This is a genomic window from Sphingomonas sp. NCPPB 2930, from assembly GCF_042867205.1.
GTDB lineage: Bacteria > Pseudomonadota > Alphaproteobacteria > Sphingomonadales > Sphingomonadaceae > Sphingomonas.
Genome location: NZ_JBHZQU010000005.1, coordinates 158,452 through 184,709, shown reverse-complemented (window position 1 = coordinate 184,709; position 26,258 = coordinate 158,452). Strand labels below are relative to the sequence as shown.

At 66.7% G+C, this 26,258-nt stretch carries 25 protein-coding genes; 12 read left to right on the top strand and 13 right to left on the bottom strand.

From position 1 onward, the window contains the following. Positions 1-93 precede the first annotated feature (93 nt). Positions 94-1,881 (top strand): DNA mismatch repair endonuclease MutL, encoded by a 1,788-nt coding sequence (gene mutL / locus ACFX59_RS08515; protein WP_307099525.1) that lies wholly within the window; start codon positions 94-96, stop codon positions 1,879-1,881. Between the two features lie 446 nt (positions 1,882-2,327). On the opposite strand, the gene rplI is transcribed toward mutL, so the two are convergent. From rplI to rpsF, 3 genes are read right to left on the bottom strand one after another with little or no spacing between them, the layout of a single operon-like run. Next, positions 2,328-2,921, bottom strand: coding sequence for a 50S ribosomal protein L9 (gene rplI / locus ACFX59_RS08510; RefSeq protein WP_307099521.1), 594 nt, complete (start codon positions 2,919-2,921; stop codon positions 2,328-2,330). Positions 2,922-2,934: 13 nt separating this feature from the next. After that, entirely contained in the window at positions 2,935-3,159 is a 225-nt protein-coding gene (gene rpsR, locus ACFX59_RS08505; protein WP_007403456.1) for a 30S ribosomal protein S18, read from the bottom strand. Next, positions 3,159-3,569 carry a 30S ribosomal protein S6 gene (rpsF, locus tag ACFX59_RS08500; RefSeq protein WP_037567458.1) on the bottom strand — a complete coding sequence of 137 codons (411 nt, stop codon included), beginning with the start codon at positions 3,567-3,569 and terminating at the stop codon, positions 3,159-3,161. The genes rpsR and rpsF overlap by 1 nt, the downstream gene beginning before the upstream one ends. Positions 3,570-3,826: 257 nt before the next feature. On the opposite strand from rpsF, the gene fabD reads away from it, so the two are divergent. The 6 genes from fabD (at position 3,827) to mltG (ending at position 9,076) form a co-directional block, all read left to right on the top strand. After that, positions 3,827-4,786, top strand: coding sequence for an ACP S-malonyltransferase (fabD, locus tag ACFX59_RS08495; RefSeq protein ID WP_387431485.1), 960 nt, complete (start codon positions 3,827-3,829; stop codon positions 4,784-4,786). 46 nt (positions 4,787-4,832) lie between these two features. Next, entirely contained in the window at positions 4,833-5,255 is a 423-nt protein-coding gene (locus ACFX59_RS08490; protein WP_387431483.1) for a GxxExxY protein, read from the top strand. A gap of 10 nt (positions 5,256-5,265) precedes the next feature. Next, entirely contained in the window at positions 5,266-6,006 is a 741-nt protein-coding gene (gene fabG / locus ACFX59_RS08485) for a 3-oxoacyl-[acyl-carrier-protein] reductase (protein ID WP_387431480.1), read from the top strand. A 132-nt stretch (positions 6,007-6,138) separates the two neighbouring features. Further along, a complete protein-coding gene (locus ACFX59_RS08480; RefSeq protein ID WP_007403554.1) occupies positions 6,139-6,375 on the top strand; it encodes an acyl carrier protein in 237 nt (78 codons plus the stop codon). A 121-nt stretch (positions 6,376-6,496) separates the two neighbouring features. After that, positions 6,497-7,753, top strand: a complete 1,257-nt coding sequence (gene fabF / locus ACFX59_RS08475) for a beta-ketoacyl-ACP synthase II (protein WP_387431478.1) — start codon at positions 6,497-6,499, stop codon at positions 7,751-7,753. 354 nt (positions 7,754-8,107) lie between these two features. Beyond that, a complete protein-coding gene (gene mltG / locus ACFX59_RS08470) occupies positions 8,108-9,076 on the top strand; it encodes an endolytic transglycosylase MltG (protein ID WP_387431476.1) in 969 nt (322 codons plus the stop codon). Between the two features lie 49 nt (positions 9,077-9,125). On the opposite strand, the gene bla is transcribed toward mltG, so the two are convergent. Beyond that, a complete protein-coding gene (gene bla / locus ACFX59_RS08465) occupies positions 9,126-9,998 on the bottom strand; it encodes a subclass B3 metallo-beta-lactamase (protein ID WP_387431473.1) in 873 nt (290 codons plus the stop codon). Positions 9,999-10,092: 94 nt separating this feature from the next. On the opposite strand from bla, the gene ACFX59_RS08460 reads away from it, so the two are divergent. After that, positions 10,093-10,962 (top strand): LysR family transcriptional regulator, encoded by an 870-nt coding sequence (locus ACFX59_RS08460; RefSeq protein ID WP_387431471.1) that lies wholly within the window; start codon positions 10,093-10,095, stop codon positions 10,960-10,962. Positions 10,963-11,050: 88 nt separating this feature from the next. Here the strand turns inward: ACFX59_RS08460 and eda are convergent, their stop codons facing one another. The 8 genes from eda to ACFX59_RS08420 form a co-directional block, all read right to left on the bottom strand. Continuing rightward, entirely contained in the window at positions 11,051-11,656 is a 606-nt protein-coding gene (eda, locus tag ACFX59_RS08455; RefSeq protein ID WP_309702025.1) for a bifunctional 4-hydroxy-2-oxoglutarate aldolase/2-dehydro-3-deoxy-phosphogluconate aldolase, read from the bottom strand. Continuing rightward, complete coding sequence (glk, locus tag ACFX59_RS08450; protein WP_387431469.1) at positions 11,653-12,618, bottom strand: glucokinase; 966 nt, start codon at positions 12,616-12,618, stop codon at positions 11,653-11,655. The genes eda and glk overlap by 4 nt, the downstream gene beginning before the upstream one ends. 20 nt (positions 12,619-12,638) lie before the next feature. Continuing rightward, complete coding sequence (gene edd / locus ACFX59_RS08445; protein WP_387431467.1) at positions 12,639-14,456, bottom strand: phosphogluconate dehydratase; 1,818 nt, start codon at positions 14,454-14,456, stop codon at positions 12,639-12,641. Continuing rightward, entirely contained in the window at positions 14,453-15,163 is a 711-nt protein-coding gene (gene pgl / locus ACFX59_RS08440; protein ID WP_387431465.1) for a 6-phosphogluconolactonase, read from the bottom strand. The genes edd and pgl overlap by 4 nt, the downstream gene beginning before the upstream one ends. 103 nt (positions 15,164-15,266) lie before the next feature. Further along, positions 15,267-16,730: a glucose-6-phosphate dehydrogenase gene (gene zwf / locus ACFX59_RS08435; protein ID WP_387431462.1), complete on the bottom strand. Its 1,464-nt coding sequence runs from the start codon at positions 16,728-16,730 to the stop codon at positions 15,267-15,269. A gap of 9 nt (positions 16,731-16,739) precedes the next feature. Continuing rightward, complete coding sequence (gene argC / locus ACFX59_RS08430; RefSeq protein ID WP_387431459.1) at positions 16,740-17,666, bottom strand: N-acetyl-gamma-glutamyl-phosphate reductase; 927 nt, start codon at positions 17,664-17,666, stop codon at positions 16,740-16,742. After that, positions 17,663-18,037: an SH3 domain-containing protein gene (locus tag ACFX59_RS08425; RefSeq protein ID WP_387431457.1), complete on the bottom strand. Its 375-nt coding sequence runs from the start codon at positions 18,035-18,037 to the stop codon at positions 17,663-17,665. Before ACFX59_RS08425 ends, argC begins: the two co-directional genes overlap by 4 nt. After that, positions 17,973-18,293 carry a MarR family transcriptional regulator gene (locus ACFX59_RS08420; protein WP_058732142.1) on the bottom strand — a complete coding sequence of 107 codons (321 nt, stop codon included), beginning with the start codon at positions 18,291-18,293 and terminating at the stop codon, positions 17,973-17,975. The genes ACFX59_RS08425 and ACFX59_RS08420 overlap by 65 nt, the downstream gene beginning before the upstream one ends. Positions 18,294-18,558: 265 nt before the next feature. Between ACFX59_RS08420 and secG the strand changes: the two genes are divergently transcribed. Together secG and ACFX59_RS08410 are read left to right on the top strand one after the other, a co-directional pair. Then, complete coding sequence (gene secG, locus ACFX59_RS08415) at positions 18,559-18,924, top strand: preprotein translocase subunit SecG (protein ID WP_307099489.1); 366 nt, start codon at positions 18,559-18,561, stop codon at positions 18,922-18,924. A 106-nt stretch (positions 18,925-19,030) separates the two neighbouring features. Then, positions 19,031-20,680: a CTP synthase gene (locus ACFX59_RS08410; protein WP_307099486.1), complete on the top strand. Its 1,650-nt coding sequence runs from the start codon at positions 19,031-19,033 to the stop codon at positions 20,678-20,680. Between the two features lie 609 nt (positions 20,681-21,289). On the opposite strand, the gene ACFX59_RS08405 is transcribed toward ACFX59_RS08410, so the two are convergent. Continuing rightward, entirely contained in the window at positions 21,290-21,766 is a 477-nt protein-coding gene (locus ACFX59_RS08405) for an Hsp20 family protein (protein ID WP_309696143.1), read from the bottom strand. A 241-nt stretch (positions 21,767-22,007) separates the two neighbouring features. Between ACFX59_RS08405 and ACFX59_RS08400 the strand changes: the two genes are divergently transcribed. Next, a complete protein-coding gene (locus ACFX59_RS08400) occupies positions 22,008-24,449 on the top strand; it encodes a TonB-dependent receptor (RefSeq protein WP_387431454.1) in 2,442 nt (813 codons plus the stop codon). A 548-nt stretch (positions 24,450-24,997) separates the two neighbouring features. Then, positions 24,998-26,248, top strand: a complete 1,251-nt coding sequence (locus ACFX59_RS08395) for a lipoprotein-releasing ABC transporter permease subunit (RefSeq protein ID WP_309696140.1) — start codon at positions 24,998-25,000, stop codon at positions 26,246-26,248. Positions 26,249-26,258: the final 10 nt, after the last annotated feature.

The following is a 26,258-nucleotide window of genomic DNA, read 5'->3' as shown; positions in this document are numbered from 1 at the left end:
CATATCCCGAACCGCCGCCAAGAGCCGTCACAGGCACCTGCACCGTCATTTGCGGGGTCGCGGGATGCCGTCGCTTGGGCTAGGGTTTGCCGCATGTCAATACGGCGTCTGCCTCCCCATCTCGTCAATCGTATCGCGGCCGGTGAAGTGGTGGAAAGGCCCGCCAGTGCGTTGAAGGAGTTGGTCGAAAATTCGATCGATGCCGGGGCGACGCGGATCGCGGTCGCGCTGGGTCAGGGCGGGGTCGGCCGGATCGAGGTGGCGGACGACGGATGCGGCATGTCGGCCGAGGACATGGCCCTCGCGCTGGAGCGGCATTGCACCTCCAAGCTGCCCGACGAGGCGATCGAATCGGTCCTAACCCTCGGATTTCGCGGCGAAGCCCTGCCGTCCATCGCCAGCGTCGCGCGCGTGACGATCGAGAGTCGTCCGGCGGGGCGCGACGGCTGGAGCCGGGTGGTCGACAATGGCGAGGTGCTGCGCGACGGCCCCGCCGCCGTGCCGCCCGGCACCCGCATCCTGGTCGAGGACCTGTTCGCGCGTGTCCCGGCACGGCGCAAGTTCCTGCGCTCGCCGCGCTCGGAATATGCCGCCTGTCTCGACATGGTGCGCCGGCTGGCGATGGCGCGGCCCGACATCGCCTTCACCCTGGAACATGACGGGCGGCGGGTGCTGACCGTGCCGGGCGGGGAGGAGCGGCCGGGGCGCGTCGCGGGGCTGACCGACCGGGCACTCGCGGAAAACTCGGTCGCGATCGACTGGGTGCGCGACACGGTGTCGCTGGGCGGCGTCGCGGGGCTGCCGACCTTCAACCGGGGCATCGCCGACCACCAATATCTGTTCGTCAATGGCCGCCCGGTCCGTGATCGCCTGCTGATGGGCGCGATCAGAGGTGCTTATGCCGAGATGTTGCCACGCGATCGTCACGCGGTGGTCGCGCTGTTCCTCGACATGCCGCCGTCCGAGGTCGATGTGAACGTCCACCCGGCCAAGACCGAGGTCCGCTTTCGCGACCCGGCGCTGATCCGGGGGATGATCGTGTCGGGCCTGCGCCGCGCGCTCGACGAAGCCGGGCATCGCAGCGTCCAGCGCCCGCCCGACTCGGCGCTGGCGATGTGGCAGAGCGAGAGCGTCGCCGCCCCGCCCGGCGGCACGCCGCCACTCGACAGCTGGGCCGCGTCCGCGCCCGAGACGCGCGTCATGGAGCGCCAGTCGCTCTTCGCGCCGCGCCCCGGCTTTGCGGCCCCGCCGCCGCTTGCCCGCGCCGAAGCCGCTTTCGCGGCCCCGCCCGAGGTGCGCCAATATCCGATGGGCGTCGCGCGCGGCCAGGTCGCCAAGACCTATATCGTCGCCGAGGCCGAGGATGGCCTCGTCCTGGTCGACCAGCATGCTGCGCACGAACGGCTGGTGCTGGAGCGGATGCGCGCCGCGCTGACCGGCGGGCGGATCGCGTCACAGGCGATGCTGATTCCCGAAGTGGTCGAGCTGGACGAACCCGCCTGCGACCGGCTGGAAGCGCGCGCCGAGGAGCTGGCGGAGTTCGGGCTCGATCTCGAACGGTTCGGCCCGACCGCGATGCTGGTCCGCGCCACGCCCGCTTTATTGGGTCAGAGCGATCCCAAGGGGCTGGTCGCCGATCTGGCGGACGAACTCGCGGCGTTCGACCAGGCGCTGTCCTTGCGCGAGCGGCTGGATCATGTCGCGGCGACCATGGCCTGCCATGGCTCGGTCCGCGCGGGTCGCATCCTGTCGGTCGCGGAGATGAATGCGCTCCTCCGCGAGATGGAGGTCACGCCACACTCCGGACAATGCAATCACGGCCGCCCGACCTGGGTGAAGTTGCAGCACGGCGATATCGAGAAGCTGTTCGGGCGGAAGTGAGTTTGGCGCGCGGCTAGCTTGGAGGGGCGTTGCATCCCCCTGCTGTGCCGACAGGCTGGTTGCCGTGCGCTCCGTCTTTGCTGCCTTATGCCCGAAATTGCCCAATCCACGATAAACCGGGCTTATTGCGACGGTGAGTCGAGCTGATAGGACGATGAACCGAAAAATTTTTCGGTCGTGCGTTCATCGGAACGAAACTTTTGCACTCGGCTGTTTATTTATCGTCCGTTGGACAGGATCGGGCATCATCATGAAACATATCATGCCACTCATTTGCGCGCTCATTCCGCTGGCTGCGGTCGTTAGCGCGTGCGTCACCTGTCCCTGAGCTGATCCCCGCGCGGCCCGTTGATTGTACGTGACGGCCGTCCACAAGACAAAAAAAGGGCCGCCCGGACATGCCGGACGGCCCTTCTTCTATTCGACCGAGGGCCGAAGCGTCGGGATTAACCCTGCGCTTCGTCCTGCTCCGGCTGAACCTCGGCGGTGGCGCCCGGCTCGGCGTTGGGATCGTAATCCTCGGTGAAGCCGGCTTCGTCACGCTCGAACATCGAGGCCATGACGTCGACGCCCTGCGCCTGCATCTCGGCTTCTTCCGGCGAGCGGGCGACGTTGACCTTGACGGTCACGGCCACTTCCGGGTGAAGCGCGACGCGCACGTCGTACAGGCCGATCGCCTTGATCGGACGGTCGAGCACGATCTGGCTCTTGTTGACCTTGTGGCCGTCGGCGACGAGCGCCTCGACCAGGTCGCGCACCGCGACCGAGCCGTACAGCTGGCCGACGTTCGACGCCTGACGGATCAGGGTGACGGTGGCGTTCTCGAAGGTCTTCGACTCGACCTCGGCCTCGGCGCGACGGTTCGCGTTCTCGGCTTCGATACGGGCGCGGTTGGCCTCGAACACCTTCTTGTTGGCTTCGTTGGCGCGCAGCGCCTTCTTGCGCGGCAGCAGGAAGTTACGGGCAAAGCCGTCCTTCACCGTGACCACGTCGCCGATGGCGCCGAGCTTTTCGACGCGCTCAAGCAGAATAACGTCCATCTTCTAGGACTCCTTACTTCACGACGTAGGGCAGGAGGCCCAGGTGACGGGCGCGCTTGATGGCCTGGGCCAGTTCGCGCTGCTTCTTGGCCGACACGCTGGTGATGCGCGAAGGCACGATCTTGCCGCGCTCGGACACGAAGCCCTGGAGCAGACGGACGTCCTTATAGTCGATCCGGGGCGCGTCCTTCGCGGAGAAGGGGCAGCTCTTGCGGCGACGGAAAAACGGGCGGGCCATTATGCGGCTTCCTCTTCACGATCACGACGGGGGCGGTCAGCGCGGTCGGGGCGTTCGCCACGATCGGCACGACGCTCGCGGTCGCGCTCCTGCTTGCGCATCATCACCGACGGACCTTCTTCATGGCCGTCAACCTTGACGGTCATGTAGCGGATCACGTCTTCGTTGATCTGGGTCTGGCGCTCCAGCTCGGCGACGACACCCGCGGGGGCGTCGATTTCGAGCATGACGTAGTGCGCCTTGCGGTTCTTGGCGATCTTGTACGCCAGCGAACGCAGGCCCCAGGTCTCGGTCTTCACGACCTTGCCCTGATTGTCCTCGACGATCTTCGTGGCGGCTTCCGCCAGCGCGTCCACCTGCGCCTGTGCCAGATCCTGGCGCGCAAGGAACACGTGCTCGTAAAGAGCCATGCAGCTTACCTTATGTTGGCCGATCGCTGACGCCCACCCCATGTGGAACGCCCCTCCGGCTGTCTTCCATACTTCAATACCGTCACGCCAAAATGGCATGAGGGCGGGTGAAGCAGGTGCTTCCCGCCCAATGGTGCGCTGGCTCATAGCGATTTGGCGGCAAAAGGCAAGCGGCGAAGGGGCCTCGGACTTGCCAGCGGCGGGCGACCTTTCTACCGCGCGGGCCATCCTATTACCGTTTCATGGCAGATACGAACATGCGTGCATTCATCTTTCCGGGCCAGGGCAGCCAGGCCGTCGGCATGGGCAAGGCGCTGGCCGAGGCGAGCCCGGTCGCCCGCGAGGTGTTCCAGGAGGTCGACGAGGCGCTGGGCCAGCATCTCTATCGCCTGATGGTCGAGGGGCCCGCCGACGAACTGACCCTGACCGAGAATGCGCAGCCCGCGATCATGGCGAATGCCATCGCGACCCTGCGCGTGTTGGAGAAGGAAGGCGGCGTCCGACTGTCGGAAAAGGCCGACTTCGTCGCGGGCCACTCGCTGGGCGAATATACCGCATTGTGCGCGGCCGATGCGATCGACCTCGCGACCACGGCGCGTCTCCTCAAGCTGCGCGGCCGGGCGATGCAGGCGGCGGTGCCGGTGGGTGAGGGCGCGATGGCCGCTCTGCTGGGCGCGGACCTCGAAAAGGCGAAGGTCATTGCGGGCGCGGCGGTCGATGCGATGCTGGCCGAGGGTGGCGAGCCGCTGGTCTGCACGGTCGCCAATGACAATGACCCGAGCCAGGTGGTGATCTCGGGCCACCGTGCCGCGATCGAGAAGGCGGTGGCGCTCGCCAAGGACCTGGGCGCCAAGCGCGCCGTCCTGCTGCCGGTGTCGGCGCCGTTCCACTGCCCGCTGATGCAGCCCGCCGCCGATGCGATGGACGCCGCCCTCGCCGAAGCGACGATCCGGGCGCCGCTGGTCCCGGTCTATGCCAATGTCGAGGCGGCGCCGGTCGCCGACCCGAGTGCGATCCGCGCGCTGCTGGTGGCGCAGGTGACGGGCATGGTCCGCTGGCGCGAATCGGTGCTGGCGATGGAAGCGGCGGGCGTGGCGCAGTTCGTCGAGTTCGGCGGCAAGGTGCTTGGCCCCATGGTCAAGCGCATCGCGCCCGATGCGGACGCGGTCAGCGTCGTGACGATGGACGATATCGAGGGGCTTCTGGCCAAGCTCTGATTTTTGCGCGCAGAGGCGCGGAGGACGCAGAGGGGGATTGGGGCCATTGCGTGATATCGATCTCATCAGCGGGGATGTCGTCGATGTGGCCTTGCGGCTGCACCGCGAATTGGGTCCCGGTCTCCTGGAAAGTGTCTATGAGATTGTCCTGGCCGCCAGATTGGCGGCCATGGGCTACTCCGTCGCGCGCCAGCGCAGTATCGACATCGAATTTGAAGGCGTGCGTATTGAGGGAGCCTTCAAGATCGACCTTTTGGTCGATGAGCGTCTTGTGGTCGAAATCAAATCGGTGGAACGCTTGGCTCCTGTTCACGCCAAACAACTACTGACGTATCTGCGTCTGACTGGTCAGCCCGTTGGGCTGTTGATCAACTTCGGAGGGGAGACGTTGCGCGAGGGCATACGCCGTCTCGTCAACAACCATAACCCCTCTGCGTCCTCCGCGCCTCTGCGCGAACAAAATTTCTAGGGAGTTTCCAATGTTCGACCTGACAGGAATGACCGCCCTCGTGACTGGCGCGTCCGGTGGGCTGGGTTCGGCCGTCGCCAAGGCGCTGGCGGCGCAGGGTGCGAAGCTGGCGCTGTCCGGCTCCAATATCGACAAGCTGGAGGCGTTTCGCGCCGAACTCAGCGGCGATCATGTCGCGGTGCCCTGCAACCTCTCCGACCCGGCCGCGGTCGATGCGCTGATCCCGCAGGCGGTCGAGGCGCTGGGCGGCAAGCTCGACATCCTGGTCAACAATGCGGGCGTCACCCGCGACAACCTGACCATGCGGATGAAGGACGAGGAGTGGGATCAGGTGATCCGCGTCAACCTCGAAGCCGCGTTCCGCCTGATCCGCGCCTCGGCCAAGCCGATGATGAAGGCACGTTTCGGCCGCATCATCTCGATCACCTCGGTCGTCGGGGCCACGGGCAATCCGGGGCAGGCCAATTATGCCGCGTCCAAGGCGGGCCTGGTCGGCATGTCGAAGGCGGTCGCGCAGGAGCTGGCCAGCCGCAACATCACCGTCAATTGCGTGGCGCCCGGCTTCATGCGGTCGGCGATGACCGACGTGCTGCCCGAGGCGCAGAAGGCCGCGCTGCTGGGCCGGATCCCGGCGGGCGATCTGGGCAAGGGCGAGGATATCGGCGCGGCCGTCGTCTATCTGGCGTCCAGGGAAGCGGGCTACGTCACCGGCCAGACGCTGCACGTCAATGGCGGCATGGCGATGCTGTAAAACGGCATAATCGCCACGAATGATCTTATCCTGGCGCTGGTCCGTCGCTGGACGGGCTTGCCAGACATGGGCGCGCGTTCTACGTGCGTTCAGGAATTACCAACCCCCGATTAGATACGAGAAGGGATTACCATGAGCGAGACCGCCGACCGCGTGAAGAAGATCGTCGTCGAGCATCTCGGCGTCGAAGCCGACAAGGTGACCGAGGACGCGAGCTTCATCGACGACCTCGGTGCCGACAGCCTCGACATCGTCGAGCTCGTCATGGCGTTCGAGGAAGAGTTCGGTGTCGAAATCCCGGACGATGCCGCCGAGAAGATCACGACCGTCAAGGACGCGATCACGTACATCGACGAGAACAAGGCCTGATACCGGGGCCTCGGCCCGCAGATGATGCGGGCCGAACGGGCCGCCAAGGCCAGGTTTCAAGCGGCTCCCCGACCCCGACTAGCGGGCGGGGAGCCGTTTTCGTTGTGGAATGGAGTGGAATATGCGGCGCGTCGTCGTAACCGGACTGGGTCTTGTCACGCCTCTGGGCGCGGACGTGGAAACCGCCTGGGCCAATCTGATCGCTGGCAAGTCCGGCGCCGGTCCGATCACGCGGTTCGATACCACCGGGCAGAAATGCACCATCGCGTGCGAGGTGAAGCCCAAGGATCATGAATATGGCTTCGACCCCGACAAGCGCGTCGACCACAAGGTCCAGCGCCAGGTCGATCCGTTCATCGTCTATGGCATCGACGCCGCCGGACAGGCGCTGGAGGATGCCGGCCTGACCGAGATGGACGAGGCCATGAAGCTGCGCGCGGGCGTGTCGATCGGCTCGGGCATCGGCGGCCTGCCGGGCATCGAGATCGAATCGGTCAATCTGCACGAGCGGGGCCCGGGCCGGGTCAGCCCGCACTTCGTCCATGGCCGCCTGATCAACCTGATCTCGGGTCAGGTCAGCATCAAATACGGCCTGATGGGCCCGAACCATGCCGTCGTCACCGCCTGCTCGACCGGCGCGCATTCGATCGGCGACGCGGCGCGGATGATCCGTGACGACGATGCCGACATCATGCTGGCGGGCGGTGCGGAAAGCACGATCAACCCGCTGGGCGTGGCCGGTTTCGCCCAGGCGCGCGCGCTGAACATGAGCATGAACGACCGCCCGACCGAGGCGAGCCGTCCCTATGACAAGGACCGCGACGGCTTCGTGATGGGCGAGGGCGCGGGCGTCGTCGTGCTTGAGGAATATGAGCACGCCAAGGCGCGCGGCGCGAAGATCTATGCCGAGGTGGTCGGCTATGGCCTGTCGGGCGACGCCTATCACGTTACCGCCCCGCACCCCGAGGGCAAGGGTGCCGAGAATGCGATGCGCATGGCGCTGCGCAAGGCGGGCATGGAGCCGTCGGACATCGACTATATCAACGCGCATGGCACCTCGACCATGGCCGATACTATCGAGCTGGCCGCCGCGAAGCGGGTGTTCGGCGACGACCTGTCGGGTGCGTCCATGTCGAGCACCAAGTCGGCGATCGGCCATCTTCTGGGCGGTGCCGGTGCGGTGGAGAGCATCTTCTGCATCCTGGCGCTGCGCGACCAGATCGTGCCGCCGACGTTGAACCTCGACAATCCGGATGAGGGCACCGAGGGCGTCGACTTGGTTCCGCACGTCGCCAAGAAGCGCGAAGTGAAGGCGGTGCTGAACAACTCGTTCGGCTTCGGCGGCACCAACGCCTCGCTGGTGATGAAGGCGATCTGACGCCCGTCCGCCGTTCGGGCGGGGCGGAGTCGCTGCGCTCCAGGGGTTTCCCCTGGCCTTCGACTGCGCTCAGGCTGAACGGCGGTTATACTATGCCATGATCCCCAACCTCCGTTCGGCCTGAGCAAAGTCGAAGGCCAAGGGGATCAGTGGCAGCGGGCAGCACGGGCACTTCGACTTCGCTCAGGGCGAACGGAGGACCGGGCTCGCCCGGCGAAATATCCAACCCCGGCTACGACCGGGTCCGGTTGCAATCTGGATCAAGCCGCGCCATCGGCCTGATCGCGACCGGACCCGGATCGGGGCCGGGGTTGTTCTATGTCCGGGGCATCGCCCCACCAAACCAGGTGAGATATGCGCAAGGTCGGCTGTATCGGGTTGCTGCTGGGGCTGATCGGCATCGCCGTCTTCGGCTGGGTCGCGCATGACTGGGCGGGCAGTGGCCCGGCGGACAAGCCGCTGGCGGTGGTCGTCCCCGAGGGCGCGAGCCTGGCGCGCGCCGCCACCGCACTCCAGAAGGCGGGCGCGATCCGCTCGGCGGGGCGCTTCCGGCTCTATGCGCGTCTGTTCGGCCATGGCGGCGCGATCAAGGCGGGCGAATATGCCATTCCCGAACAGGCCAGCGCCTCGGACGTGCTGGCGCTGCTACAGGAAGGCAAGGTCCGCCAGCGGCTGGTGCCGGTGCCGGAGGGCTATCCCTCGATCTTGGTCCATGACGCGCTGATGCGCGCCGACGGGCTGACTGGCGATGTGGCCGTCCCCGCCGAGGGATCGATCCTGCCCGACAGCTATGCCTATCAGAAGGGCGACACGCGCGCCTCGGTCGTCGCGCGGATGCAGAAGGCGATGAAGGACTATCTCGCCCGCGCCTGGGCCAACCGAAAGCCCGGCATCGCGGTCAAGTCGCCGCAGGAGGCGATCATCCTGGCCTCGATCGTCGAGAAGGAGACGGGCAAGTCCTCCGAACGCCGGACGGTGGCGGCGGTCTATGGCAATCGCCTGCGCATCGGGATGCCGCTCCAGGCCGATCCGACCGTCATCTATCCGATCACCAAGGGGCGTCCGCTCGGTCGCCGCATCCTGCGGTCCGAACTGCACGCGAAGAACGGTTACAACACCTATGCCAGCCCCGGCCTGCCGGTCGGGCCGATCGCCAATCCGGGCCGCGCCTCGATCGACGCGGTGCTCGATCCGGCGGACAGCAGGGCGCTGTATTTCGTGGCGGACGGATCGGGCGGCCATGTATTTGCCGACACGCTGGCCGAGCATAATGCCAATGTGCAGAAATGGTACGCGATCCGCCGCCAGCGCGGGGAAATGTAAGCGACCCTAGACGGCGTGGGGCCGACGCCAGTCCCTTCCCTGATGGGCTCTACGGCGCGCCGTGCCGCTCCTCGGCGATGCGCCGAGCCAGGGCGCGCTGCGACGAGAGGGCATAGGCGCGGCAGGCGCCGGGGGTAGTGCGGAAGCGGTCGGTGGCGCCGTCCTGATCGGCATGCGCGGTGATCAGGATGTCGCAGGGCAGAGCGCGCATCGCCGCCTGCCCCCGGGCGAAGGCGGCGACCACCGACCTGTTGGCCGGGGCAGAGAAACGATACTCGTCGGTCGAGACGGGGTTCAGGCTCGCCGCGAAGACGATCGCGCGGCATGATCCGTTCGCGCAGCTCCGCCAGCTCCAGCTGAGGCTGCCCATCGTGTGTCCCGGCGTCGCGCGTGCGGTGACGGTCGTGTTGCCGAGCGTCAGCGTTTCACCGTCACGGATCGTCTGCACTTTGGAAACCGCCGGGAAGCGGCTGTCATAGCCGCGTTGCGGATCGTCCGCCGCCAGCCGTCCGGTGCGCAGGCCCTGGGCCCCGCGCGGGCTGGCGATGACGGTCGCGCCGGTGTCGCGGGCCAGCGCGGCGATCCCGCCGGCATGGTCGAAATGCGGCTCGGTGCTGAGAATATATTTGATGTCGCGCGGGCGAAAGCCGAGCCGGGCGACATTGGCGAGGATCGCGGGCGCGGCCTGGGGCAGCGCGCCGTCGATCAGGATCAGCCCCCGGCCAGTATCGATCAGCGCGACGTTCAGGCCGCCAAAGCCCACCAGATAGCTGTTGCCGAAGACGCGGGTCGGCGGGCGCGGGGCCAGCCATTCGGCGGTGCGGTCGGTCACGATCGGGCGGGTCAGCGGATCGTCGGCACGCTGGGGTGCGGCGGTTGCGGATGCGGCGAGGATCAGCGCGGCGGCTATTCGGATCGGCATGTCCCATCTCCTTCGCCCCCTTGATGCCGGTGATGCGCGCCGGTGACAAAGCATCTTCCCTCGACAGAGCCATGAGCGCATTTCATGATGAAGCATGGACCGCGCCCAATTGCCGCTTAACGCCCTGCGCGCCTTCGAGGCGGCGGCACGGCATTTGAACTTCACCCGCGCGGCGATCGAGCTGTGCGTCAGCCAGGGCGCGGTCAGCCATCAGGTCGCAGGCCTAGAGAAAAGGCTGGGGGCGCGGCTGTTCCACCGCCTGCCGCGTGGGCTGGCGCTGACCGATGACGGGCAGGCGCTGGTGCCGGTGCTGGCGGAGACGTTCGACCGAATCGGCGCGACGCTGGATCGCTTCGCCGATGGGCGGTTCCAATATGTGCTGAACATCGGCGTGGTCGGGACCTTCGCCACCGGCTGGCTGCTGGCACGGCTGGACGATTTCGCGGCCACCCATCCGCACATCGACCTGCGCGTGTCGATCAACAACAATCGGGTCGATCTGGCGGGGGAGGGGCTGGATTATGCCATCCGCTTCGGAGACGGCGCGTGGCACGGCACCCATGCCGAGCGGTTGATGGCGGCGCCGCTGACCCCGCTTTGCGCGCCGCTGGTCGCCACGCGGCTGCGCGAGCCCGGGGATCTGGTACGCGAGCGGCTGTTGCGATCTTACCGGGTCAGCGAATGGGAAAGCTGGTTCGCGGCGGCGGGTGCTCCGGCACCGGCATTGCGCGGACCGATGTTCGACAGCTCCGCCCTGATGGTGGCGGCGGCGATGGCCGGGCTGGGCGTCGCGCTCGCGCCCAAAGTGATGTTCGGCAACGAATTGACGACGGAGCGGCTGGTCCAGCCTTTCGCGATCGAGATCGATGCCGGATGCTATTGGCTGACCCGGTTGCTGTCACGAAAAGAGGGGCTGGCGATGAAGGCGTTTCGTCAGTGGCTGATGGAGGCGGTCCAGCACTGATACTCCCCGGTACGGGGAGGGGGACCGCCGCAAGGCGGTGGTGGAGGGGGCGCACCCCAGGACGCGCCTGGTGCAGCCCCCCCGTCCGTCAGCCCCGCAGAGCCGACGCCGCGCGGGCCTTGGCCTCGACGTCCGCCATCGAACCGCCGGTGACCCAGCTCCCGCCGACGCACAGCACGCGGTCGAACGCGAGCCAGTCGGGCGCGCTCGCCTCGGTGATGCCGCCGGTCGGGCAGAAGCGGGCCTGGTAGAAGGGAGCGGCCAGCGCCTTCAGCGCCTTCAGCCCGCCGCTGGTCTCAGCGGGGAAGAACTTGAAGTGCGTCAGGCCCAGGTCCAGCCCGCGCATGATGTCGCCCGCATTGGCGACGCCCGGCAGATAGGGGATGCCGCTTTCCACGACCGCCGAACCGAGACGGTCGGTCAGGCCCGGCGAGACGATGAACTCGCCGCCCGCATCGGCCACGTCGCGCAGCTGCTGCTCGTTGACGACGGTGCCCGCGCCGACGATCGCGCCGGGGACTTTCTTCATCTCGGCCATCGCCTCGAGGGCGGCGGGGGTGCGCAGCGTCACCTCCAGCACCCGCAGGCCACCGGCGACCAGCGCCTCGGCCAGGGGCCTGGCGGTGGCGGCGTCGTCGATGACCAGCACGGGGATGACCGCGCTGGTGCGCATGATGGTGGCGATGTCGGTCATGAATGCTCCTGTGCGAAGGCCGCGGCCGCGCCGAACAGGCCGGGCTGGGGATGGGTGATGAGTTTGACGGGGATGCGCGCCATCAGCGACTGGAAACGCCCCTTGGCCATGAAGCGCTGGTCGAAGCCCGAGCGCAGCAGCTTGTCCTTGATCCGATAGCCCAGGCCGCCCGCGATCACGACGGTCTTGGCCCCCTGCGCCAACGCAAAGTCGCCCGCGACGGCACCCAGAGCGAGGCAGAACCGGTCGAGCGCGGCCAGTGCGATCGAGTCGGTGCCCTCGAGCGCCTCGGCCCAGATTTCGCGATCGTCGCGGCTGGGCACCGCGCGGCCTTCGAGCGAGGCAAGCGTTTCGTAGATCGCGATGATGCCCGGCCCCGAACAGATGCGTTCACACGACACGCGGGTATAGGTGCGACGCAGGCGCTTGAGGATCGCATCCTCGATCCCGTCGAGTGGGGCATAGTCCATATGCCCCCCCTCGGTTTCGATCACGTGATAACGCTGCGGCGTCATCAGCACCTGCGCGACGCCCAGGCCGGTGCCGGGACCGCAGACGGTGACGACGCCGTGCGCGGGCATCGGCTCCTCGGGGCCGCAGATATGGAGGAAATCCTCCTCCGGCACCTGTGCGACGGCATGGCCGATCGCGCCGAAGTCGTTGATGACGGTATAGATGTCCGCGCCCAGCCGCTCGGGGATCAGCGAAGGGCGGATGACCCAGGGATTGTTGGTCATCCGGATCACGTCGCTGGTGATCGGCGAAGCGATGGCCAGCGACGCCGCCCTGGGCAGTGGGCGTCCGACATGCGCGGCGAAGGCCTGCCACGCGGTCTGGAGCGAGGCGTGCTCGGCGGTCTTCTGCGTGCAGGGCTCGCCCAGCTTGACGACGCGGCCATTCTCGACCTCGGCGAGTGCGAAGCGTGCGTGGGTGCCCCCGATATCGGCAGCGACGATTTCCATGATATCCTCCCCCTTATCTTTTACAGGCCGGCGCCGGCGAGAATGGGCGATGCGCCCTTCTCGGCCTCGTCGGCGGCCTGGCGGAACAATGCGAACAGCTCGCGGCCCATGCCCTGAACCGGGGCGGGGGTCACGGCCTGTTCGCGCGCGGCCCATTCGGCCGGATCGACCAGCGCGTCGAGCGTGCCCGCCACCGCGTCCAGCCGGACGATGTCGCCGTCGCGGATCAGCCCGATCGCACCGCCGCCGATCGCCTCGGGGCTGAGATGGATGGCGCAGGGCACCTTGCCGCTGGCGCCCGACATGCGGCCGTCGGTGACGAGCGCCACCTTGAAGCCCCGGTTCTGGAGCACGCCCAGCGGCGGGGTCAGCTTGTGCAGCTCGGGCATGCCATTGGCCTTGGGCCCCTGGAAACGGACGACGACGACGACGTCGCGCTCCAGCTCGCCCGCCTTGAACGCGGCCTGCACTTCGGACTGGTCGGAGAAGACGCGCGCGGGCGCCTCGATGATCCAGCGGTCGCGCTCGACCGCCGACACCTTGATGCAGGCGCGGCCGATATTGCCCGACAGGATGCGCATCCCGCCATCGGGCGAGAAGGGCGCAGCGGCCGGGCGCAGGATCGTCTCGTCGCCGCTGTCGCCCACCGGGGTCCAGGCCAGCTTGTCGTCGGCGATCACCGCCGTCTGGCCGTAATCGGACAGGTCCTTGCCCGCGACGGTCAGGATGTCCTGGTGGAGGAGCCCCGCCGACAGCAGTTCGCGGATGACATAGGGCATGCCGCCCGCCGCCTCGAACCCGTTCACATCGGCCGAGCCATTGGGATAGACCCGCGCGATCAGCGGCACGGCGGCCGAGAGGCGGTCCATATCCTCCCAGTCGATGATGATCCCCGCCGCGCGCGCAATGGCGGGCAGGTGGATCAGGTGGTTGGTCGAGCCGCCGGTCGCCAGCAGGCCAACCGCCGCGTTGACGATCGCCTTTTCATCGACGCACCGTCCCAGCGGCCGGTAATCCTCGCCGCGCTGCCCGATCTTCGCCAGCTGGTGGACGGCGGCGCGGCTGAGTTCCTGGCGCAGCTTGGTGCCCGGATTGACGAAGGCGGCGCCCGGCATGTGCAGGCCCATCACCTCCATCATCATCTGGTTGGTGTTGGCGGTGCCGTAGAAGGTGCAGGTGCCCTTGGAATGATAGGCCGCGATCTCGGCGTCGAGCAGCTCGTCGCGCCCCGCCTTGCCCTCGGCAAAGGCTTCGCGGACGGCGGCCTTCTGCTTGTTGGGCAGGCCGGTCGGCATCGGGCCGCCGGGAACCAGGATCATCGGCAGATGGCCGAAGCGCAGCGCGCCCATCAGCAGGCCGGGCACGATCTTGTCGCAGATGCCCAGCAGCGCGGCGCCCTCGAAGGTGCCGTGGCTCAGCGCGACCGCCGTCGACAGCGCGATGGTGTCGCGGCTGAACAGCGACAGCTCCATGCCCGCATAGCCCTGCGTCACGCCGTCACACATGGCGGGCACGCCGCCCGCGACCTGCGCCGTGGCACCGACCTCGCGCGCCCAGACCTTCATCAGCTCCGGATAGCGGTAATAGACGGCATGCGCGGACAGCATGTCGTTATAGGCCGACACGATGCCGATGTTCATGCCGCGATCCGCCTTCATCGCGTCGCGGTCCTCCTCGGTCCCGGCATAGGCATGGGCGAGGTTGGCACAGCCCAGATTGGGGCGGCGCACCGCCGTTTCGGCCTCATGCGCGATCAGGTCGAGATAGGCCTGCCGACCGGGCTTCGAGCGTTCGATGACCCGGTCGGTGACGGCCGAGACGGCGGCGTTCAGACTCATTGCTCGCTCCAGTGGATGTCGATCGGCAGTTCGACGTCGGCCAGCACGCGGCCGATCGGATAGGGGGACGATGCCCCTTCCTTGATCGCGTCTTCCAGCACCTTTTTCTTGGCCGGTCCCGAAATGGCAATCATGATCGATCGGGCCGAGACGATGCCCGCCCGGCTGAGCGTCACGCGCGCGACGGGTGCCTCGGGGGGCAGGGGCTCCGGCATCAGGCCCAGCGCGCGGCGCTCCTTCGGGCCATTGAGCGCCTCGTCATAATCGGGGCCGGGGAAGATCGAGGCGGTGTGCCCGTCGGCGCCCATGCCCAGCAGGACCAGGTCGAGCGGCCAGTGGAGTTCCTGCATCAGCGCATCGGCCGAGCGGCCCGCGGCCTTATAGTCCTGGGTCGCCTGCGGCACGATCGGCATCACCCGCGCGCCCTTGGGCAGGAAGATCTTGCCGATCATCGTCACGTTGGACAGCGCGTCGCCCAGCGGCACGATGCGTTCGTCGGCGGGAACGATCGTCACGCGCTTCCAGTCGAGCTTGGCCTGGGCCAGCTTCTCATAGACCGGGATCGGCGTCTTGCCGCCCGACAGCGCGATCACCGCCGCACCGCGCGCCTCGATGGCGCTTTCGATGATGAACTGGATATCGCCCGCCAGCGCGCCCGCCATCTCGGCGGTGTCCTCGTAATCCCACCATTCGATTTCGTCGGTCATGTCGTCTCTATCCTGATAGTCCGGGCGCGAGGCGCGGCCCGCCGTGTGGGGCGGGCCGGGATCGCGCCGATGTCGTCCGCCCGCTCGGTGGGGCGGGGGTGGGTCAGTCGTCCTGCCAGGTCACGCCGTCGCGCTCGGTCAGCGCGATCGCGGCGGACGGGCCCCAGCTGCCGCTGGGATAGGATTTGGGCTTGAGGTCGTTGGCGTCCCAGCCAGCGCGGATCGCGTCGATCCAGGTCCACTGCGCCTCCACCTCGTCGCGGCGGACGAACAGCGTCTGGTCGCCTTCGATCAGGTCGAGCAGCAGCCGCTCATAGGCGATGCGGCGGCGGGTCCCGGCGAACTCGGCGTCGAGCGACAGGTTCAGCGGCACTTCGCGCAGATGGATGCCGTCGCGGTCCAGCCCGGGCTCCTTGGCCATCACCAGCAGCTGGATATATTCCTCCGGCTGGAGGCGGATGACCAGCGTGTTGGGCTGGAGCAGGCCGCCGCGCCCCGCGAACATCGAATGGGGGACGGGCTTGAACTGGATCGCGATCTCCGAACGGCGCGCGGCCATGCGCTTGCCGGTGCGCAGGTAGAAGGGCACGCCCTGCCAACGCCAATTGTCGACATGCGCCTTGATCGCGACGAAGGTCTCGGTGCGCGACGGCTTGCCCAGTTCGTCGGCATAGGAGCCGACGATCTTGCCGCCCACCGCGCCGTCCACATATTGGCCGGTGACGGTGTTGTGGGGCACTTCCTCGGGCTTCATCAGGCGCAGCGAGCGGAAGACCTTGGCCTTCTCGTCGCGGATCGCGGTGCCGTCATAGCGCGCGGGCGGCTCCATCGCGATCAGCGCGAGCAGTTGCAGGATATGGTTCTGCACCATGTCGCGCAGCGCACCGGCGCCTTCATAATAGCCCGCGCGATCCTCCAGCCCGACCGTCTCGGCGATGGTGATCTGGACATTGTCGATGCCGTTGGCGTTCCAGATCGGCTCGAAGAAGAAATTGCCGAAGCGCAGCGCCAGGATGTTCTGGACGGTTTCCTTGCCCAGATAATGGTCGATGCGGAAGGTCCGCTCCTCGGGGAAGCCATAGGCGACCGCGTCGTTGATCTCCTTGGACGAGGCGAGGTCATAGCCCAGCGGCTTTTCCAGGCCGATCCGCACCGTCTCGCCCGCCAGGCCCACCGATTCGAGGCCCTTGATCGTCGATTCGAACAGGCTGGGCGCGGTCGACAGATAGATGGCCAGGCCGTTCGACACGTCGCCGACCTTCTCGGCGAGTGCGGGGAAGCCCTCCGTCGAGGAGGCATCGAGCGACTGGTACTGCAATCGATTTAAGAAGCCTGCAATTTTTTCGGCGTCCTTGCGGTCATCGGGCAGGAACGTGTCGAGCGCGTGCGCGGCGAAGTCGCGGAAGCCCGCATCGTCATAGTCGGACCGCGCCGTCCCGGTGATCGTCAACTCCTCGGGCAACAGCCCATCGGCGTGAAGATTATAGAGCGACGGCAGCAGCATACGCTGCGACAGGTCGCCGGTCGCGCCGAACAGCAGCAGCTTGCCAACGGGATTGCGCGTCATGACGTCTCCTTAGAGCACGAGGCCGGCGGTCGGATCGAGCCCGGCCATGATGTTCAGATTCTGGACTGCCGCCCCACCGGCACCCTTGCCCAGATTGTCGAGCGTGGCGATCAGTCGAGCAAGACCCGTGGCCGGATTGCCGCAGACACGCAAGGTCATCCGGTCGGTTCCGGCATTTTCCTCGATATCCACCGCCGCCACGTCCTGCGTGGAAAAGCGGACGATGCGGCTGTCGGCATAGGCAGCGGCCAGCGTGTCCGACACCGCCTGGAGCGAGGGGCGGCCGGGCAGGGCGTAGAGCGGCAACGGCACCTCGACGACCATGCCGCGATAAGTGTCGACCACGGCGGGGGCGAAGATCGGCGCATGGGCCAGGCCCGAATGACGCTGCATCTCGGGCGCATGCTTGTGCGCCAGCGACAGGCCATAGGGGCGGAAAGCCCGGTGCTCGGCGGTCTCATATTCGGCGATCATCGCCTTGCCGCCGCCCGAATAGCCCGATGCGGCGTTGACCGACACCGGCCAGTCGGCGGGGATCAGGCCCGCGCGCACCAGCGGCCGGACCAGCGCCAGGAAGCCGGTGGGATAGCATCCGGGATTGGAGACGAAACGCGCCGCCGCGATCCGGTCGCCCTGCTCGGGCTCCAGCTCGGCCATGCCATAGACCCAGCCCTCCACGGTGCGGTGCGCGGTGGAGGCATCGACGACGCGCGTGCGATCATTGTCGATCAGCGACACCGCCTCGCGCGCGGCATCGTCGGGCAAGCAGAGGATGACGAAATCGGCATCGTTGATCGCCTCGTGCCGCGCATCCGCATCCTTGCGGCGGTCGTCGGGCAGCGTGACGATCGCCAGGTCGGGGCGCCCGGCCAGTCGGTCGGCGATTTCCAGCCCGGTCGTGCCCGCGCCGCCGTCGATGAACACCGTCTTCGTCATTGCACCCGCTCCAGCAACGCCGCATCGCAATAGCCGACCAGGCCCATATGCGGCGCAATGCCCCAGGCCAGACCGCCCGCGACTTCCAGCACCTCGAACGCCTCGCCGGGGGCGAGTTCGGCGAGCACCTCGCTGTCGGTCTTGCGTCCCTCGCGCAAGGTCAGCGCGCTGCACGTCTTATAGGGCAGGGGCGCGGCATAATGGGGTGCGAATACGTATTCGGCCAGCCGGACATCGGCCAGATCGGCGCGAACCGCATGGGTGCGAGGGTCGAGGCTGACCCGGCGTCCCTGCAGCGCAAAGCTCTTACGCGCTGGCTCGCTGGAGGGCAGGGGCGTCGCCAGCGCCGATGAAATGTCCGAATTCTTCAAGAAAGTCCGCCCCTTCAGGTGTCCTGGCGACAAAGATGTTACGCTTGTCGCTATCATCGCGTTGGCGGCGCAGATAGCCCAGCGTTCCCAGTCTATTCAAGGCGCGGGTGACGACGGGTTTCGAGACGTTCAAGGCGCGCGCCAAACCGCGCACCGTATGCGGGCCCGGACGCAGGTAAACGACGAGCAGCAGGGCCATCTGCCGGTTGGTCAGGTCGGGTTCACCCGAACGGACATAATCGACCAGCGCCGACATCCAGGCCAGCAGCGTCTGCGGTTCGTGTGGGTGGGACACGATGGCGATTCCAATGGCTGTGCCGGGCTTTGCCGGGCGTTGTTACGTGTTCATAACGCCCTTTCCCAATGGTGGTTTCCACTGATGTTCCGCATTTGCGAACATCTTATCGCCCCCCGACCGGCGATTCGTCGCGGCTCGGTCCGGCGCGGCAAGGTTGATCGCAGGCGCGGCCTCGCCTATGTGCGCGCTTTCGAACACCCTCCATCGGGATCACACGCGCCTCATGTTCGCATTCCTGCTCGTCATCCACGCCATCATCGCCGCGACCCTCGTCACGGTGATTCTCATGCAGCGGTCGGAAGGCGGCGGTCTGGGCATGGGGGGCAGCCCGTCGGGGCTGATGTCGGCACGCGGCGCGGCCGACTTCCTCAGCCGTGCGACGGCGGTGCTGGCCACGGCCTTTATCGGCTTCTCGATCCTGCTCGCGGTCCTGGCCGCGACGCGCGGCGCGCCCGCCATCGACACCTCGCTGGCCCGCACGCCCGCGACCCAGGCGCCGATTACCCAGCCCGCGCCCGCTCCGGTCCCGACCGGGACCGCGCCGGCCCAGGCTCCGGCGGACAATTCGGCGGTTCCGCTCGCCCGCTAAATTTCGTTTCCATCGCAGCATAGGCCAACGCGCCGCCGATAATTTCCGGCGGCGCGCATCTTTGCTGTTGTCGTATCCACCCCATCCAAGCTAGGCGATTCTTCCCATGGCGCGGTATATCTTCATCACCGGCGGCGTGGTTTCGTCGCTCGGCAAGGGCCTCATGGCGGCCTCTCTTGCGGCTCTTCTGCAGGCACGCGGTTACCGCGTGCGCATCCGCAAGTTCGATCCCTATCTCAACGTCGATCCGGGCACGATGAGCCCGTATCAGCATGGCGAGGTCTATGTGACCGATGACGGGGCGGAGACCGACCTCGACCTCGGCCATTACGAACGCTTCACCGGCGTGGCCTCGCGCCAGTCGGACAACGTCACCTCGGGCCGCATCTACAAGACGATCATCGAGCGCGAGCGGCGCGGCGACTATCTGGGTGCGACCGTCCAGGTGATCCCGCACGTCACCGACGCGATCAAGGCGTTCGCCAAGGCCGATACGGTCGACGAGAATGGCGAGGATCTCGACTTCGTGCTGTGCGAGATCGGCGGCACGGTCGGCGACATCGAATCGCTGCCCTTCATCGAGGCGATCCGTCAGCTCAAGAACGAGCTGGGCCGTGGCAAGTCGATCAGCATCCACGTGACGCTGGTGCCGTATATCGCGGCGGCGGGCGAGCTGAAGACCAAGCCGACCCAGCATTCGGTGCGCGAGATTGCGGCGCTGGGCGTGGCCCCCGACGTGCTGGTCTGCCGCTGCGAGCATCCGCTGCCCGCCTCGGACCGCGCCAAGATCGGCCTGTTCTGCAATGTGCCGCCCTCGGCGGTCATTCCGGCGCTGGACGCGGCGAGCATCTATGCGGTGCCGCTTCAGTACCATGCCGAAGGTCTCGATTCGGAAGTGCTGCGCGCATTCGGGATCGAGCCCGAGGGCGCGCCCGACCTGTCGCGCTGGACCGAGATCGTCGATCGCCTCACCAATCCCGAGGGCGAGGTCACGATCGGCGTGGTCGGCAAATATGTCGGCCTGCAGGATGCGTACAAGTCGCTCAACGAGGCGCTGGTGCACGGTGGCATCGCCAACAAGGTGAAGGTCCATATCCGCTGGATCGACGCCGAACTGTTCGAGGGCGACGAGAGCGAGATCGCGCAGCAGCTCGAACCCTGCCACGCCATCCTGGTCCCCGGCGCGTTCGGCGAGCGCGGCGCGGCGGGCAAGATCGCGGCGGTCCGGTTCGCGCGGGAACGCCGCGTGCCTTATTTCGGCATCTGCTTCGGCATGCAGATGGCCTGTGTCGAGGGCGCGCGCGATCTGGCGGGGATCACGGACGCCTCCTCGACCGAGTTCGGCCCGACCTCGGAGCCGGTGGTCGGCCTCATCACCGAATGGATGGGCCGTGACGGCCTGGAAAAGCGCGAGGCCAGCGGCGACCTGGGCGGCACGATGCGGCTGGGCGCCTATCAGGCGAAGCTGGCGGGCAACAGCGTCGTCGCCTCGATCTATGGCAGCGAGGATATTTCCGAGCGGCATCGTCACCGCTACGAGGTGAACACCGCCTATAAGGAAGCGCTGGAAAAGGGCGGGCTGGTGTTCAGCGGCATGTCGCCGGACGGCACGCTCCCCGAGATCGTCGAGCGGCCCGATCACCCCTGGTTCGTCGGCGTGCAGTTCCACCCGGAACTCAAATCGAAACCCTTCGACCCGCATCCCCTGTTCGCCAGCTTCGTTGAAGCGGCGGTGAAGCAGAGCCGGTTGGTGTGATTTGATGACCCCGCCTCCAGATGGAGGCGGGGTTTTTCTTTGAAGGTGATTTCTTTGCTCCGGTCGGCGTGGGCGAGGTTGAAGGCCGAGAGAGGCCCTGTCCGCTTGGCGGATGGCTGGGCGTGGGCTTCGACTACGCTCAGCCTGAACGGGTGTGGGATTTGGGGAAGGCGTTCGAAGCGACAGTCCTTGCCACCCGCCCACCCTCCGTTCAGCCTGAACGGGTGTGGGGTTTCGGGAAAGGCGTCCAAAGCGACAGCCCCTGCCGCCCGCCCACCCTCCGTTCAGCCTGAGCGTAGTCGAAGGCCAAGGGGGAAGCCTGCCCACTTGGCGGATGACGGGGCGTAGGCTTCGACTACGCTCAGCCCGAACGGGTTTGGGATTTGGGGAAGGCGGCCAAAGCGACAGTCCTTGCCGCACGCCCACCCTCCGTTCAGCCTGAGCGTAGTCGAAGGCCAAGGGAAAACCTGTCCACCCGGTGGATGACGGTACACAGACCTCGACCTCGCCCAGCCCGAACGGAGGCCGGAGAGAAACCAAAAGGCGCCCGGACCCGTCGGTCCGGACGCCCCGCGACGTCTTCAGGGAGGGGAAAGACGTCGAGCCTTGTTATGCCGCCTTGGCCGCGTCGGCCTCTTCGGCGTGATGTTCGACCGCCGCCAGCGGCTGGCCCGTCTTGATCGCGATCGTCTTGGGCTTCATCGCCTCGGGCACCTCGCGGACGAGGTCGATGACGAGCAGGCCGTCGTTCAGGCGCGCATCCTCGACGAACACGAAGTCCGCCAGTTCGAAGCGCCGCTCGAACGAGCGATTGGCGATGCCGACATGCAGGAAGTTGGGCGCAGTCGCCTTGTCATCCTTCTTGCCGGTGACGAGCAGCATGTTCTGCTGCGCGGTGATCTCGATCTCGTCGCGGGCGAAACCGGCCACCGCCAGGGTGATGCGGTAACGGTCCTCGGCCAGACGCTCGAGATTGAAGGGGGGATAATTCTCCGCCGAAGCGCCGCGCGAATTGGCCTCCAGCAGATCGAACAGCCGGTCGAAACCGATGGTCGAACGGCGATACGGGGTCAGGTCGATACGCATGTCAAAACCTCCATCAGAAGCGAATTGAAGAGGATCGGCCCACCCGTCGCCCGGACGGGCAAGGCCGCTCCGTGCGGCCCGTCAGCGGCACCGCACGCGAACCGATATGGTTCGTGTTTCATGTCCTTCAAGAGCCCACGCGGATCGAGAAGCAAATCTTCCAGCGGCCCAAGCCGGTCCGCGCTTGAATGCCCAGTAAATCGATGTGTGAATAGGAGGTGAAATCAAAAGGGGAGCTTCCATGTCCTTGACCCTGGCACTCATGCTTGCTGCCCAGACGGTGGCGGCCACGTCCGATCCACAGACCGCCACGCCGCCCGAGCCCGCCGCCCGGTCGGGTCGCGAAGAAGGGCGGCTGGGCACCGCGCAACAGGGCGGGGGCGACGTCGTCGTCACCGCGCGCCGTCGCGCCGAGACGATCCAGTCGGTTCCCATCGCCATGTCGGTGATCGGCGGCACCGCGCTGGCGGAGACGGGCACCTATAATGTCAACCGGCTGACCCAAATCCAGCCGACGCTGCAATTCTATTCGACCAACCCGCGCAATTCGGCCGCCAATATCCGCGGGCTCGGCGCGCCGTTCGGGCTGACCAATGACGGGATCGAGCAGGGTGTCGGCATCTATGTCGACCAGGTCTATTACAGCCGCATCGCCTCGGCGACGTTCGACTTCACCGATACCGAGCGGATCGAGGTGCTGCGTGGGCCGCAGGGCACGCTTTATGGCAAGAACACCACGGCGGGCGCGATCAACATCATCACCCGCCCGCCCAGCTTCACGCCCGAGGCGCGGGTCGAGCTGAGCGGCGGCAATTACGACTTCTTTCAGGGCAAGGCGTCGGTGTCCGGCCCGCTGGTCGACGACAAGGTGGCGGTGCGGCTGTCGACCTCGATCACCACGCGGCGCGGCACCGTCTGGAACACCCGCCAGCAGGAGTGGCAGAACAGCCAGGACAATCTGTCGCTGCGCAGCCAGTTCCTGTGGCATGCCACGCCCACGCTCGACCTGACCCTGTCGGGGGATTATGCGCGGCAGAACCCCAATTGCTGCGTCCAATATTATGCGCGGGTGGGCGCGACCCAGCGTCCGCTCAATCGCCAATATCCGGCGCTGGCCGCCGCGCAGGGCTATAGCGTGCCGTCGACCAACGCCTTCGACCGGCTCACCGATGTCGACACCGATCTGCGCGCCAAACAGGAACTGGGCGGCCTGTCGCTGGTCGCCAACTGGGACATCGGATCGGCGACGCTGACCAGCGTGTCAGCGTGGCGCTTCTGGCACTGGGACCCGTCCAACGACCGCGACTTCATCGGCTTGCCCATCACCACCGTCTCGGCCAATCCGTCGCAGCAGAGCCAGGTGACGCAGGAAATCCGCATCGCCTCCAACGGCAAGCGGACGCTCGATTATGTGCTGGGCGCCTTTTACTTCTGGCAGTCGATCGACACGCAGGGGTTGCAGGTGCAGGGCCCGGCGGCGAGCGCCTTCCTGCTCAATCCGACCGGCTCCGCCGGGCGCAACCCTGCGACGCTGAACGGGCTGACCGCGCGCAACACGATCGGTTTCACCAACACCTCGGCGGCGCTGTTCGGCAAACTGACCTGGCATGTCGACGACCGCCTGTCGGTATCGCCGGGCCTGCGGCTCAATTACGACCGCAAGGACGGCTCCTATGTCTCGGTCGTGACCAATGGCGCGGGTTCGACCAGCCTGACCAGCGACCAGCGCGGGGTGCTGGCGCCGCAAAACTACACGCCGTCCTTCACCAACTGGAACCTGTCGGGCGATCTGACCATCGCCTATGAGTTCAACCCCAATGTCCATTATTACGCGACCTATGCGCGCAGCTATAAGTCGGGGGGCATCAACCTGTCGGGCCTGCCGCTGGATGCGCAGAACAACCCGATCCTGGCGACCCAGACGGTGAAGCCGGAAAAGGTCAATCATTTCGAGCTGGGGCTGAAGACCCAGTTCGCCGACCGCCGCGCGACGGTGAACATCGCGGGTTTCTGGACCGAGATCGGCGATTATCAGGCGACGGTGAACAATCTTCAGGTCAATGTCCTGCGTGGCTATCTGGCGAATGCCGGGCGCGTGCGGACGCGGGGGATCGAGATCGATTCGGCCTTCCGCCCGACCGAACGGTTCAACGTCTATGCCAATGGCGCCTTCACCGATGCGCGCTATACCCGCTTCACCAACGCGCCATGCCCGCCCGAGCTGTCGGGCGGCACCGCGCTGCCGGTGGTCAACGGCCAGATCGTCGGCACGCCGGCGGCGGCGGGGACGCCGGGCAATTCGCTGCCCTATTGCAACATTTCGGGCCAGTGGCTGCCGGGCGTGTCGCGCTGGGCCTTTTCCTACGGCGCGGAATATGACCTGCCCGCGACCGTGGCGGGGACCGAGGGGCAATTCTATCTCGGCTATGACGGCAGCTATCGGTCCAAATTCTCGTCCAACCCGTCGCGCTCGGCCTATACCGACATCAATGGCTACAGCCTGTCCAATGTGCGGGCGGGGTTCAAGGCGCCGGGCAGCTGGAACGCGTTCGTCTGGGTCCGCAACCTGTTCGATCATGATTATTACGAGCTGTTGGCGACCCAGTCGGGTTCGACCGGGCTGATCGTCGGCCAGCCGGGCGATCCGCGCACATATGGGTTCACCATTTCCAAGTCGTTCTGACCCATTCCTCCCCATCGGTGGTGGGGAGGATCGAAGGGGACGAATCACAGGATTCGTCCACATTCGGTTCATCTTGATCTGGTATAGCGACAGTCCCGTGAACGGGCGCCGGGCCGGCATCTGGAAACGGAGTTTGGAAGCTCCCCGTTTCTCAGCCGGTTCCGGCGGCTTTTCGATGGAGCGATGCGCGACGAGGCCCCAATGACAAACGCCCGGACCGTTTCCGATCCGGGCGCCTGCGTGACGATCGCTCGTCAGCCCCCTTTTCCCGCTCCCGCATCAACCTCTTTGGGTGAGCGTTGGAGCAATCCCCGAACCACGGCCGTTGCTGCCTGTGTCTCAGTGAGATTGTGGTACGTTAGGATGGCGGGGCTTGTCATCCCTCTTGCGGCATCGATGCTACGATTGCGGGGCTTGTGTTGCCGTCGCGCAACAATGCGGCGAGTCGGCCGTTTGGCCGCCGGAATCGGGCGCGGCATTGCCACCGCCGGATGCCGCCCGTACAGCCGCTGGGCTTATCAGTTTCTCCACGGATCGATCGGACATCAATGATCCTGTCACGCTATGAACGGATGATCGCCCGGCGCTATCTGCTGCCGGGCAAGGGAGAGGCGTTCATCTTCCTCGTCGCCTCGATCAGCCTGGTCGCGGTCATGCTGGGCGTCGCCGCGCTCGTCATCGTCATGAGCGTGATGAACGGCTTTCGCGCCGAACTGTTCGACAAGATCGTCGGGCTGAACGGTCATGCGGTGGTGCAGGGGGTGGGCGGGCGCCTGCCCGACTGGCGCGACATCGTGCGCGAGGCCAAAGCGACGCCGGGCGTGACCAGCGCGGTGCCGATGATCGAGCAGCCGCTGATGTCCAGCTATAACGGCCGGGTCGAGGCGGTGCTGGTGCGCGGCATGCGGGTGCAGGACATCCGGGGCAATTCGGCGATCCGCTCCAAGATCATCATGGGCAATCTGAACAGCATCACACCGGGCAGCGGCCGCATCGCGATCGGCAGCCGGCTGGCGGAGGCGCTGGGCGCGCAGGTCGGCTCGGAGATTTCGCTGATCAGTCCGCAGGGGCAGACCACCCCCTTCGGCACGGTGCCGCGCATCGTCAGCTATACGGTCGGCGCGATCTTCGAGATCGGGGTGTACGACTATGACAAGGCCTATGTCATCATGCCGATCGAGGATGCGCAGACGCTGCTTCTGATGGGCGACACGGTCGGCATGGTCGAAATCCAGACGGTGGACGCCGACCGGGTGGGCCAGATCCTTGCGCCGCTCGCCGACAAGCTGGGCGGGCGCGCGGTGATCGCCGACTGGCGGACGATGAACGCGCAGCTGTTCGAGGCGCTGGCGGTCGAGCGGGTGGCGATGTTCACCGTGCTGTCGATCATCATCCTGGTCGCGGTGTTCAACATCCTGTCCTCGCTGATCATGCTGGTCCGTGCCAAGACGCGCGACATCGCCATTCTGCGCACGATGGGTGCGACGCGCGGCGGGTTGATGCGCATCTTCATGACGGTGGGCACGACGATCGGCGCGCTGGGCACGGTTGCGGGGCTGGCGCTGGGCGCGGTGTTCCTGTTCTATCGCCAGGGCGTGGTGAACTTCGTCCAGTTCGTGACGGGGCAGAATCTGTGGGACCCCTCGATCCGCTATCTGACCGAGCTGCCGTCCAAGACCGACCCCGTGGAGATCATCGTGATCGCGTCGATGGCGCTGGTCTTCTCCTTCCTCGCCACGCTCTACCCCGCCTGGAAGGCGGCGAGCACGGACCCGGTGCAGGTGCTGCGTTATGAATGATCCGATCATC